A 12,288-nucleotide genomic window follows, 5' to 3' on the forward strand; every position below is an offset into this window, starting at 1 on the left:
GCGGGGTGCGTTAATCTGGTGGCGAAAGGAGATCGCCATGTCCGACCAGCTGCTGCCCGATTCCGTCGATCTCGTCATTACGCCGCGGCTGCGGGACCTGGGCGAGGGATTCAGCGTCCGCCGGATCTTACCTTATGCACGGCGCCGTCATGTGGGCCCCTTTGTCTTTTTCGACCATATGGGACCGGTGCGGTTCGCCCCGGGCCAGGGATTGGATGTGCGCCCGCATCCGCATATCGGCTTGGCCACCATCACCTATCTTTTCGACGGCGAGATCATGCATCGCGACAGCCTTGGCGTGGTGCAGCCGATCCGTCCGGGCGACGTCAACTGGATGGTGGCGGGCAAGGGGATCGTGCATTCCGAACGCACGCGGCCGGAACTGCGCGCCACGGGGGCGTCCTTGCATGGCATTCAATCCTGGATCGCGCTGCCGCAGGCCGATGAGGAAACTGACCCAAGCTTCCGGCATCATCCGGAATCCAGTCTTCCTGAAATCGTGCTATCCGGCGTCAAGCTGCGCCTGATCGCAGGACAGGCCTTCGGGGCCGTTTCCCCGGTGCAGACCTTTGCTCCGATGTTCTATTGCGATGCCCAGCTCAGCCCTGGCGCCAGCTTGCAGATGCCAGAACATTATGAAGAACGGGCGCTGTATGTCGCGGAAGGCAATGCTGTTATCGACGGCGAAATCTACGATGCTGGCACGATGCTGGTCTTCAAATCTGATGCACAGCCCCAGATCCAGGCACAGGGAGCGGCGCGGCTGATGCTGCTGGGCGGCGCACCGCTGGATGGCGAGCGGCATCTATGGTGGAACTTTGTATCCAGCTCGAAGGAGCGGATCGAGCGGGCCAAGCGCGACTGGAGCGAAGGCCGTTTTGCCCTCGTGCCGGGCGAGACCGACTTCATCCCGTTGCCGGAAATGTAATCCCGGCTGGTGTTCGACTAACGGCGCGGCCGCGCCGGGGCGCGGGGCTCTGGCGTCGGGCCGTATTCCACGCTGGGCGTGGTGCGCATCGGCTGCGGATAAAGGGCCATGAGATCGGCCACCTCATCCGGCAGATCGGTCGTCACCGGCAGGCCCAGAGCAATCGCCTCATCCGCCGTAATCGGGTAATCGTGGGTCCAGTCGCCGCGGCTGAGCTGATCGGCCAGCGCTGCGGCTTTGTCGGCATCCATGTGGCGCATCAGCAGTTCGGTGGCAGCCGCGCGCAACTGGCGGGTGGCCTTCTCCCCGATATCCGCATGGATCAAGGTCTGGTCATCAATTTCGGCGATTGGCTTTTCGCGCACGACCCGGGCCAGCGATGCAGCCGGGACACCGCCGATCTGCGGGTCGATCGGCCCCAGCATGGCATGCGGCGCCATGACGATGCGATCCGCCGCCAGGGCGATCAGCGTGCCGCCAGACAGGGCGAGATGCGGGACGAAGGCGGTGATCTTACCGCCATGACGGCGCAAGGCGGCCGCGATCTGCATGGAGGCGATCACCAGTCCGCCGGGGGTATGCAAAACGATGTCGATGGGCGTTTCGGGATCCGTTTCGCGGATGGCGCGAATGATCTCTTCGGCATCGTCAATATCGATGTAGCGCACCAGCGGAAAGCCCAGCAACCGCATGGTTTCCTGGCGATGCACCAGGGTAATGACGCGTGATCCGCGCTTGCGCTGCAGCTGCATGATCTTCCGCGCCCGCGCCAAGATCAGGAAACGCTGGCGCAGCATAGGCTGCAGCGCCATGACGATGAAAAAGAGCCAGAACAGATCGCCGATTGCCATTGTGGTTTGATCCTTGTGCGTAAGCGGCGGGCACAGTGCCGGAACGCCCTTGGCCGCAAGATATTCTTCTTCCCCAGAAATATTGTTGCGGTGGGAACCTGCCGGCGGTCCTCAATCGTTCCATTAAGGTTGGCTCCGCAAGTGATCGCTTTGACTTGGGTCAAGTCATGCAGCAGGGGCCGGGTATATGGACGAGGGGGAGAAAAACAATGCGAGCCATGCTGCTGCATTCGGCTGGCCGGCCGTTGGTGATGACGGAAACGCCCGAGCCGAACCCGGGATCCCAGGAGATTGTCGTCAAGGTTGCCGCCTGCGGTGTCTGCCGCACCGATCTGCATGTTGTCGATGGTGAGCTGCGGCAGCCTAAGCTGCCGATCATCCCCGGGCATGAAATCGTTGGCCATGTAATCGCGCTGGGGCGCGATGTGGATACCTTCAAGCTGGGCGACCGGGTCGGCATACCGTGGCTGGGCTGGACTTGCGGCATCTGCAGCTATTGCAGGAATGGGCAGGAGAATCTGTGCGAGCAGGCGCGCTTCACCGGCTATCAGATCGATGGCGGATATGCTGAACGGGCGGTGGTCGATCATCGCTACTGTTTCCCCATTCCCGACGGGATCAGCGATGTCGAGGCTGCGCCATTGCTCTGCGCCGGCTTGATCGGTTACCGGGCCTATCGCATGGCGGGGCCGGTCCGCAGCCTGGGGCTCTATGGCTTCGGCGCTGCCGCCCATATCCTGATCCAGGTTGCCAATGCACAGGGCGTGAAGGTTTTTGCCTTCACGCGCCCAGGCGACACCGAGCGCCAGGCTTTTGCGCGGCAGCTCGGTGCCGTTTGGGCCGGCTCGTCCGATGCGAGTCCCGACGAGCCGCTCGATGCGGCGATCATTTTCGCGCCGGTGGGCGCGCTGGTTCCTCTGGCGCTGAAGGCAGTGCGCAAGGGGGGAACGGTGATCTGCGCTGGCATCCATATGAGTGACATCCCGCGCTTCCCGTACGAGCTTCTATGGGGTGAACGGACGGTGCGGTCAGTGGCCAATCTGACCCGCCAGGATGCCATTGATTTCCTCGCCCTGGCGCCCACCATCCCGGTCCGAACGTATCCGGTTTCCTATCCGCTGGCCGATGCCAACCGCGCCCTGGCCGATCTGCGTGCTGGACGCGTGGAAGGGGCTGCGGTTCTGGTTGTCCAGGAGCCCGCCAAGAACTGGATTGATTCCGGCAAGAGCACTAGCTTTCAGGGCGAGGAGGAAGCCCTGCCATGACCCATCTGAAACACGCTGACCTGTTGCGCCGCCAGGCCTATATCGACGGAGCCTGGGTATCCGCCGATTCCGGCAAGACTTTTCCAGTGACCAATCCTGCCGATGGCAGCCTGATCGCGGAAGTCCCGGATATGGGCCGCGCTGAGACGCGCCGGGCGATTGTCGCCGCCGAAGCAGCCTGGCCAGCCTGGGCGCAGCTGACGGCCAAGCAGCGGGCAGGGATCTTGCGCAAATGGTACGAACTGATCCTGCAGCATCAGGACGACCTCGGCGCGCTGATGACGCTGGAGCAAGGCAAGCCCTATGTGGAGGCCAAGGGCGAAGTCATATATGGCGCCAGCTTCGTCGAATGGTTCGCCGAGGAAGGCCGCCGCATCTATGGCGATGTCATTCCCGCTCACGCGCCGGACAAGCGCATTATCGTGCTCAAGCAGCCGGTGGGCGTTGTGGCAGCCATCACGCCCTGGAACTTCCCTGTCGCCATGATCACCCGCAAGGTCGCGCCGGCCTTGGCCGCCGGATGCCCGGTGGTTGTGAAGCCAGCCGAAGACACGCCGCTTTGCGCGCTGGCGCTTGCCAAGCTGGCTGAAGAAGCTGGCATCCCGAAGGGCGTTTTCAACGTCGTCACGTCGATGCAGGCCCCGGAAGTTGGTCTGGAACTGACCACCAATCCGATTGTGCGCAAGGTGTCGTTCACAGGCTCTACCGAGGTTGGCAAGATTCTGATGCGGCAAAGCGCCGATACCATTAAGAAGCTGTCGCTGGAGCTCGGCGGCAATGCGCCGTTCATCGTCTTCGACGATGCCGATCTCGATGCGGCTGTTGCTGGTGCGATGATCTCGAAGTACCGCAACACCGGCCAGACCTGTGTCTGCGCCAACCGTCTTCTGGTGCAGGACAAGATCTACGACGCCTTTGCCGGAAAACTGACGGAAGCCGTGAAGAAGCTGAAAACCGGCCCCGGTTTTACTGAAGGTGTCAACCAAGGTCCGCTGATCAACCAGGATGCTTTGAACAAGGTCGAGCGCCTGGTGGCCGATGCAAAGGCGAAAGGCGCCAAGGTGCTGGTCGGCGGCGCGCGGCATGAACTGGGCGGCACCTTCTATCAGCCCAGTGTGATCACCGATGCCACGCCCGACATGGCGGTGGCGCAGGAAGAGATATTCGGTCCGGTGGCGGTGCTGTTCCGCTTCAAGGACGAGTCCGAAGCGATCAAGCTAGCCAACGACACGCCTTACGGCTTGGCGGCATACTTCTACAGCCGCGACATCGGGCGCGTCTGGCGCGTTGCTGAGCAGCTGCATTACGGCATTGTCGGTATCAACGAAGGCCTGATCTCCACGGCTGAAGCGCCCTTCGGCGGCATGAAGGAATCAGGCATGGGCCGCGAAGGCTCGAAATACGGCGTCGATAGTTTCGTTGAGATCAAATATCTCTGCCTCGGCGGTATTTGAGGCGCCTGCATAAATCCATGCCATCAAGGTATTGGCCGCCCACGCGGCCGATACCGTATATTGAGCAGCCTGTCTGGCCAGCGGCCCATCAGAGAGCCGCGGCCTCCTCCCCAGGCTGAAGAGGGTAGTATGGTCGAGCGTTGCGATATTGTGATCATTGGCGGTGGCATTGCCGGCGCCGGTGCTGGTTATGCATTGGCCCGTGAAGGCAAGCGTGTTGTGCTGCTGGAGCGGGAGAGTCAGCCGGGTTACCACACCACCGGCCGTTCGGCGGCGCTGTATGCCGAAACCTACGGCAATGCGCCGATTCGCGCGCTTACCGTGGCCAGCCGTGATTTCCTGCACAATCCGCCACCGGGCTTTTCTGATGTACCGATCCTGACGCCGCGTGGCGCTATGCATGTCGGCGGCATGGAAAAGGCCGCCACTTTAGATGCCGACTTCGAGGAGATGCGCAAGCTGGTGCCCACGCTGCGGCGTCTGACGGCGCAGGAAACCGTGGATATCATGCCGGTGCTGAAGCCGGAGGCGGCCGCCGGCGGCGCAATCTTCGAGCCCGAGGCCAAGGATATCGAGGTCCATGCGCTGCATCGCGGTTTTCTGCGCGGCATGACGGCTGCGGGCGGTCGTATCGTTACGGATGCTGAAGTTATCGGGGTTGCGCGGGTTAATGGCGACTGGCAGGTGGAAAGCAGCAACGGCAGCTTCGCCGCGCCGGTCCTGATCAACGCGGCTGGCGCCTGGGCCGATATCATTGCTTCGATCGCCGGCGTGCCGCCGATCGGCCTGCAGCCCAAGCGGCGCACTGCCGTGACTTTCGATCCACCCAATGGAGTTTCGATCCACGATTGGCCGATGGTGATCGAGGCGGACGAATCCTTCTATTTCAAGCCCGATGCCGGACGCATCTTGCTTTCACCCTGCGACGAGACGGACAGTGAGGCCTGCGACGCGCAGCCGGACGAAATGGACATCGCCATCGCAGTCGACCGGCTGGAAACAGCGACCACGCTCCAGGTGCGGCGTCTGGCGGCGAAATGGGCCGGTCTGCGGTCCTTCGTGGCCGACCGCACCATCGTCTGTGGCTTCGATCCCGCCGCGCCGGGCTTTTTCTGGCTGGCAGCACAGGGTGGTTATGGCATCCAGACCTCTGCAGCCATGAGCCGGGTTGCCGGGGCTCTTGCACTGGGGCGTGGATTGCCCAACGATATTGTCGACCTCGGGCTCACCGAGCGCGATTTGAGCCCGGCGCGGTTGAGATAACCCCCATTGAGATAACCCTCATTGAGATAGCTCTATGCGATGAATGCTCTCCTCACCCCAGCCAAATCCAGGATCGGCTACAGCGCCTGTCCGCATGATTGTCCGTCGACCTGTGCGCTGGAGATCGAGCTGCTGCCCAACGGGCAGATCGGGAAGGTAAGGGGCGCCGAGGAGAACGAGTACACCGCCGGCGTAATCTGCGCCAAGGTTGCTCGCTATGCCGAGCGGGCAAACCACAAGGATCGTCTGCTATATCCGCTCAAGCGCGTCGGCCCGAGAGGTTCGGGCCAGTTCGAGCGCATTTCCTGGAAGGAGGCGCTCGACCGCACGGCGGAGGCCTTTCTGAAGGCCGAAGCGGAATTCGGCAGCGAGTCCATCTGGCCGTACTATTACGCCGGTACGATGGGCCTGGTGCAGCGCGATGGCATTCATCGCCTGCGCAATGTGAAACGTTATTCCGGGCAGCATTCCACCATCTGCGTGACTTTGGCCCGGGCCGGCCATATCGCCGGCACGGGAGCCTTGCGCGGTCCAGATCCGCGCGAGATGGCGAAAAGCGACTGCGTGGTAATCTGGGGCACCAATGCTGTGCATACCCAGGTCAATGTGATGACCCATGTCATGCGCGCCCGCAAGGAACGAGGCGCCAAGGTCGTGGTGGTCGACCCCTATCGCAATGCCACGGCCCAGCAGGCCGACATGCATCTGATGCTGCGGCCGGGTACGGATGGAGCCTTGGCCTGCGCCGTGATGCATGTGCTGTTCCGGGACGGCTTTGCGGATCGCGAATATCTTGCGCAATACACCGATGTGCCGGATGAACTGGAACGGCATCTGCAAAGCCGCACGCCGGAATGGGCGGCGGCAATCACCGGGCTGACGGCGGAGGAGATCACCGCCTTTGCCCGCCTGCTGGGCGAGCGTAAGCGGCATTACATCCGGTTGGGATATGGCTTCTCGCGCAGCCGCAATGGTGCGGTAAATATGCACGCCGCTACCAGCATTGCCTGCGTGACGGGCGCCTGGCGCTATGAAGGCGGCGGCGCCTTCCACAATAACGGTGCGATCTTCCACTGGGACAAAACCCTGATCGAAGGGCTGGATGCCCTCGATCCCAAGATCCGTATGCTGGATCAGTGCCAGATCGGTCCGATCCTGTGCGGCGATGCCCAGGCGCTGCGGCACGGTCCGCCGGTGAAGGGATTGCTCATTCAAAACACCAATCCGATGGAAGTTGCGCCAGATTCAAATCTGGTGGCGCGAGGCTTCGCCCGCGAGGATTTGTTCGTCTGCGTGCATGAGCAGTTCATGACCGCCACCGCGAAGATGGCCGATATCGTCCTGCCGGCCACCATGTTCACCGAGCATGACGATATCTATCAGGCCGGCGGTCAGCAGAGCATTCTGCTGGGGCCGAAGCTGGTGGAAGCCCCCGGCGAGGCGCGCGAGAATCATTACGTGATCGTCGAGCTGGCAAAGCGTCTGGGGGCGCAACATCCCGGTTTCGAGATGTCAGCCATCGAGATCGTAGAGGCGACGCTGAAGGCGTCCGGCTGGCCCGATGTGGCGACGCTGCGCGAGCAGCGCTGGCATGATTGCCAGCCGGATTTCCGCACCAGCCATTTTCTCGACGGTTTCGGATGGCCTGATGGGAAATACCGCTTTGCCCCGGACTGGAAGGCGATGGGCCCGGATGCGGATGGCATGCCGCGCTTGCCTGATCACTGGGAGTGCATCGAGGCAGCAACGGAAGAGCATCCCTTCCGGCTGGTCACTGCGCCTGCGCGCAACTTCCTCAATACCAGTTTCACAGAGACACCGACTTCGGTTAAGCGCGAGGCCCGGCCAACGGCTTTCATTCATCCGCTCGATGCAGCGGAGCTGGGTATTGCCGATGGCAGCGCGGTGCGGCTGGGCAACAAGCGGGGCAATGTGAAGCTCCATGCCAAGCTGTTCGATGGCGTGCAGCGCGGCGTTGTAATCGTCGAAAGCATCTGGCCGCATGCCGCGTTCGAGGAGGGCATGGGCATAAACGCGCTGATTGGATCAGATGCCCCGAAGCCCAATGGCGGCGGAGCATTCCACGATACAGCGATCTGGGTCAGGGCAACATAAACACCCGCCTGACCCGGTCAGGCTTACCGCGTTTTCAGCAGATCAACGAGATCGTCGAAGATATAGGCGCCGGTGGCGATTACCGACGGATGCCGCTTGTTCTCGCCGTAGACCAGCGACAGGCCATCGGCCGTCGCAACCCGGCCGCCAGCCTCCTGCACCAGCAGATCGGCGGCGACCACATCCCAGTCGCTTTTCTCGGTCAGGCTGATTGCCGCATCGAATTTGCCCGCTGCCACCAGTGCCATGCGATAAGCGATGGAATTGCGATAGGCGAAATCTGCTTTCGCGGCGCGTGCCATCCAGCCGTGGCGCTCGAAAGTGCGGCGGCTGGCAAGGAAGCGGGCTTCCATCAGACTGGCATGGCCGGAGGCTTGGATCGGTTTGCCATTCAGCTTGGCGCCGCCGCCGGACATGGCCTCGAAGAACTCCTGCGTGGCGGGATTGTAGATGGCGGCCAGCACCGGCCGGTGACCGCGCACAAGCGCGACGCAGACGGTGAATTCCGGCTTTGAATCGATGAATGCGCGGGTGCCGTCGATCGGGTCGATCACCCAGACATCGCTGGCCCCGGGATTTTGGCTGCCGCTTTCCTCGCTCAGCCAGCCGTAATCCGGCCGGCCGCCGAGCAGTCTTTCACGCAAAAGGTTATCAACAGCCAGATCGGCCTCTGAGACAGGATCATTCGGCTTCTTGTGCCAGGATTTCACCCCGGCGCCGAAAAAGCGCATGGCCTCCTGACCGGCCGCGCGCACGGCGTCGTGCAAAAGCTCCTGATCCTGTCTGAGGGAAGCAGCCATCCTCTCCTCTCAGCGCCTCTTAGCGTCCGGCAACCGTCATGCCATCGATGCGCACGGTCGGCGCATCGGTGCCGAAACGGAATTCCAGATCGTTGGCCGGAGTTAGGTGAAGGAACATGTCTTTCAGGTTTCCGGCGATGGTGATTTCTGAAACCGGTTCGGCAATCTCCCCATCGACAATGAGGAAGCCTGCTGCCCCGCGGCTGTAGTCGCCAGTCACGCCATTGACGCCCATGCCGATCAGTTCTGTGACATAAAGCCCATGTTTGATATCGGCCATCAATTCGCGCGGCGTTTTCTGGCCGGGCGCGAGATAGACGTTGGTCGGCGCCGGGGAGGGCGGCGAAGCCGTGCCGCGCGCGGCATGGCCGGTGCTGGCCCTGCCAAGCTGGCGCGCTGTGGCGCAGTCCAGAAGCCAGGTAGTCAGCCGTCCGTCTTCGACCAGATCACGGGTCTGGCGCCTCACGCCTTCCATGTCGAACCAGCGCGAGCGGAAGCCGCGCTTGCGCAGCGGATCGTCGATGATCCGGATGCCGGCGGCGAAGACCTGCTGACCCAGCCTGTCCTTCAGGAAGGATGTGCCGCGCGCCACGGCCGCGCCATTGATGGCGCTGGCGAAATGGCCTACCAGGCTGGTGGCAACACGCGGATCGAAGACGATCGGCATGGCCGCGCTTTCCAGCTTGCGGGGGTTAAGGCGGCGTACGGCGCGTTCGCCGGCCTTGCGGCCGATCTCTTCCGGGGAGGGCAGGTCGCTGAAATGGGTCTTGGCCTCGTAATCCCAATCGCGCTCCATCGCCGTATCCTTGCCGGCGATGGCGGTGGCTGAAACGGTATGCGATCCGCTCCAACCCGCGCCACTGAAACCGATGCTGTTGGCATAGGCTACCACGCCGAAGGACCGTCCGGCGCCCCCGCCCTCTGAATTGGTCACTCCTGGCACGGCCAGCGCCGCCGCCTCGGCCGCCTTTGCGCGCTCCAGCAGTTGCGGCATCTCCAGCTCGACGCCATCGAAGAGATCGAGATCGACCGCCTCGGTCGCCAGTTGCGACGGATCCGGCAGGCCGGTGAACTTATCTTCCGGCGCGGCCTTCGCCATGCTGATGGCGCGTTCCACCAGTTCGTGCAGGGCGGCAGGGGAAAAATCCGTCGTCGAAACGCAGGCCTGCCGCTGGCCCATCAGCACACGCAGTCCGAGATCGCGGCTTTCGGAAGATTCCACATCCTCCGGCTGGCCCATGCGCACCCCGGCGCTGAGAGAGCGGGATTCGTGATACACCGCATCGGCGGCCTCGGCGCCCGCCTTGATGGTGGCCTTCAGCAGGTCGGCAATCAGTGTCTGCGCTTCTGCGGCGCGTTGGCGTGCATCGGTCATATGGGGGACCCGGCGGTGTTTATCTTATCGTCCATTCTATAGGACATATAAGCAACGCGGGCGACAAAACAACCGACAGGAGGCCCGGTAGGGGCCTGACTATCGGCTCTTCGCCGTTCGCCGGGCGGGACGGCGGGGCGATGACTTGTGCAGGTATTCGGCCAGGGCACGCGCCTGATTATGCTCGGTATCCTTGGCCGAATAGAGCAATGTGACTTTTTTCGTTTTCATCAGGCGGCGTAATGCGTTGACCGCGGCCGGATTGGCATCCAGCTCGGCGTGATAACGCCGGCAGAACTCTTTCCAGCGCGTCGGATCATGGTTGAACCATTGCCGCAAAGCCGTACTCGGTGCGATTTCCTTCAGCCATAGCGTCAAGCCGGCTGCATCCTTGCCGATGCCGCGCGGCCAGATCCGATCCACCAGGATACGGGCGCCGTCGCTGTCTTCCTTCGGATCGTAGATGCGCTTGATGGCCAGTCGCATGACCCGTCCAGTGCCCGCTGTAATGGCTGCGGATCAATCTTCCATCCGGTAGGCCATATAGCTGACGAAAGCGACGAAGCAACCGAAGGCCCAGCCGAAAGGCCGCAGCGGTTCCAGCCAGTCTCGCCAATCCTCACCGGCGATCTTGCCCAGGATCTGGGCGAGAAGGTCGACGGCGATTGCGCCGAGCGCCGCCCCCAGTGCGAGCGAAAACAGCAGGTTCCAGACAGCCCGCATCAGCACCCACGGATGCCACCAGGGCAGGATGTCGCGTTCTGAGGGATTTTCTGGGCGGCGGAGCAGCATTGTCAGTGAATGGTCGGTGTCGCGTGCGGCATCGGCGCTTCAGTGGGCGGAACCGGCCGTTGCAGGATCCAGATCACCATGCGCTCGCGCACGCCGCGGATCGGTTGCGGCTTCAAGGCGACCATATCGCTCAATGCCGTCAGATCGTTGCGGGTTTCCTCCGCCAGCTTGTCGACGAAGGCCTGGCTGACGCAGATCTGCGCGTTCAGGACGCGCGTCATTTGTTCAAGCCGATGTGCGACATTGACGGTTTCGCCGATCAGCGCGTATTCGACGCGGTGTTCATCGCCGATGTTGCCCAGCGTCAACGGCCCGTAATGCAGTCCGATGACCAAGGACAGCGGTGTCTGGCGCAGCAATTCACGCTGGCGGTTCAGATGCTCCATCTCGTGCAGCATGCTGCGGGCAGCCAGCAGCGCGGCAGAGGCGTCGCGCGGACCGGGCTCAGGTGTACCGAATGAGGCCATGATGCCGTCGCCCAGATACTTATCCAGCGTGCCGCGATGCTGGGCCACGGCCCGCGCCAGCCGCTGATGCACCTCGCGTAGGAGCGCAATGGTCTGCTCGGGCGTGTGGTCGTCAGCGATCTGCGTGAAGCCGACCAGATCGGCGAACAGCACGGCCGCATTGATCTGGCGGACCTTGCCGTCAACTTCATCCATCTGCGCGATGGTCTCGGCGATATGGGGCGAAAAATGGCGTGACAGATTGCGGCGCGCGCGTTCGGCTTCCACCTGTCGCGCGATCAAATGGCGGGAGCGCAGAACCGAAACGGTGAGCAGGATACCGATCAATCCGATCAGCAGCAGGCGGCCGAAGAGCTCGCCCGGTCGCACGTTCCAGGGATCAAGCACGAAAGCCATGCGTTGCAGCGCGGACATGTCGCTCAGATTGCCATCATAGGTTCTGAAGGTCACGCCGGGCTGGGACAGGATGAAGACCGTCGCCCCGGCCCAGGAGATGATCGCAGCAAGGCAGGTGGCGAAAACCACGCGCGCCGACTGGCCCAGACTGGCGAGCACGACGAACAGCACGAAATACAGCACCACGTCGAAACCAAGCTGCAGCGGCGGCGGCAGCGGATCGGCCTCGAAAGGATTGGGTAGCGCGATACCTGCCGCCAGAATGCCCATATCGACGAAGGGAAAGACCCATTGCATCCAGGGGCGATCGCTATGCGGCTTGCGCAGCAGCAATTGCAGATAGCCCGAGAAGGCCAGTGCCGCGATATAGCCATAGTAATTCAGCGCCAGCGGCCAGCGCAGTTCGACAGTCACCTGAACGGTGACGACGATCATGACGAGGAAGCGCAAACCGACGCTGAGTTTCAGCGCCTCGTATTCTTCCTCCCGGATGGCGACCGCCAGCCGGTCCGAAGCTCCGTCCGGCATGCAGTTCCGGCCTTCGCCGCAGATCATGTCATGCAGGCGGTCGAATAGCCGCAT

11 protein-coding genes are annotated in these 12,288 nt (G+C 62.6%); 5 read left to right on the plus strand and 6 right to left on the minus strand.

Annotation, left to right across the window (positions count from 1 at the left end):
• The first annotated feature begins 37 nt into the window (after positions 1-37).
• Entirely contained in the window at positions 38-928 is an 891-nt protein-coding gene (locus Q0603_RS07290; protein WP_298724094.1) for a pirin family protein, read from the plus strand.
• A 17-nt stretch (positions 929-945) separates the two neighbouring features.
• Here the strand turns inward: Q0603_RS07290 and Q0603_RS07295 are convergent, their stop codons facing one another.
• Positions 946-1,860, minus strand: a complete 915-nt coding sequence (locus Q0603_RS07295; RefSeq protein WP_366132462.1) for an ATP-dependent Clp protease proteolytic subunit — start codon at positions 1,858-1,860, stop codon at positions 946-948.
• Between the two features lie 137 nt (positions 1,861-1,997).
• On the opposite strand from Q0603_RS07295, the gene Q0603_RS07300 reads away from it, so the two are divergent.
• The 4 genes from Q0603_RS07300 (at position 1,998) to Q0603_RS07315 (ending at position 7,876) form a co-directional block, all read left to right on the plus strand.
• Positions 1,998-3,044: a zinc-dependent alcohol dehydrogenase family protein gene (locus Q0603_RS07300; RefSeq protein ID WP_366132463.1), complete on the plus strand. Its 1,047-nt coding sequence runs from the start codon at positions 1,998-2,000 to the stop codon at positions 3,042-3,044.
• Positions 3,041-4,498, plus strand: coding sequence for an NAD-dependent succinate-semialdehyde dehydrogenase (locus tag Q0603_RS07305; protein WP_298724098.1), 1,458 nt, complete (start codon positions 3,041-3,043; stop codon positions 4,496-4,498). The genes Q0603_RS07300 and Q0603_RS07305 overlap by 4 nt, the downstream gene beginning before the upstream one ends.
• Before the next feature lie 129 nt (positions 4,499-4,627).
• Positions 4,628-5,761 carry an FAD-dependent oxidoreductase gene (locus Q0603_RS07310; protein WP_298724100.1) on the plus strand — a complete coding sequence of 378 codons (1,134 nt, stop codon included), beginning with the start codon at positions 4,628-4,630 and terminating at the stop codon, positions 5,759-5,761.
• 39 nt (positions 5,762-5,800) lie between these two features.
• On the plus strand, positions 5,801-7,876 hold the full coding sequence (locus tag Q0603_RS07315) for a molybdopterin oxidoreductase family protein (protein ID WP_298724101.1): 2,076 nt from the start codon (positions 5,801-5,803) through the stop codon (positions 7,874-7,876).
• A 23-nt stretch (positions 7,877-7,899) separates the two neighbouring features.
• On the opposite strand, the gene Q0603_RS07320 is transcribed toward Q0603_RS07315, so the two are convergent.
• The 5 genes from Q0603_RS07320 to Q0603_RS07340 form a co-directional block, all read right to left on the minus strand.
• The gene (locus Q0603_RS07320) at positions 7,900-8,676 is read right to left on the minus strand and encodes a 3'(2'),5'-bisphosphate nucleotidase CysQ (protein ID WP_298724103.1); all 777 of its coding nucleotides are present in this window, start codon (positions 8,674-8,676) and stop codon (positions 7,900-7,902) included.
• 19 nt (positions 8,677-8,695) lie between these two features.
• Positions 8,696-10,051, minus strand: a complete 1,356-nt coding sequence (locus tag Q0603_RS07325) for a TldD/PmbA family protein (RefSeq protein WP_298724105.1) — start codon at positions 10,049-10,051, stop codon at positions 8,696-8,698.
• A 99-nt stretch (positions 10,052-10,150) separates the two neighbouring features.
• On the minus strand, positions 10,151-10,537 hold the full coding sequence (locus Q0603_RS07330) for a DUF488 domain-containing protein (RefSeq protein WP_298724106.1): 387 nt from the start codon (positions 10,535-10,537) through the stop codon (positions 10,151-10,153).
• A gap of 33 nt (positions 10,538-10,570) precedes the next feature.
• Positions 10,571-10,843 (minus strand): hypothetical protein, encoded by a 273-nt coding sequence (locus Q0603_RS07335; RefSeq protein ID WP_298724108.1) that lies wholly within the window; start codon positions 10,841-10,843, stop codon positions 10,571-10,573.
• A 2-nt stretch (positions 10,844-10,845) separates the two neighbouring features.
• Positions 10,846-12,288: an adenylate/guanylate cyclase domain-containing protein gene (locus tag Q0603_RS07340; RefSeq protein WP_298724110.1), complete on the minus strand. Its 1,443-nt coding sequence runs from the start codon at positions 12,286-12,288 to the stop codon at positions 10,846-10,848.

The organism is uncultured Ferrovibrio sp. (genome assembly GCF_937960835.1).
Lineage (GTDB): Bacteria > Pseudomonadota > Alphaproteobacteria > Ferrovibrionales > Ferrovibrionaceae > Ferrovibrio.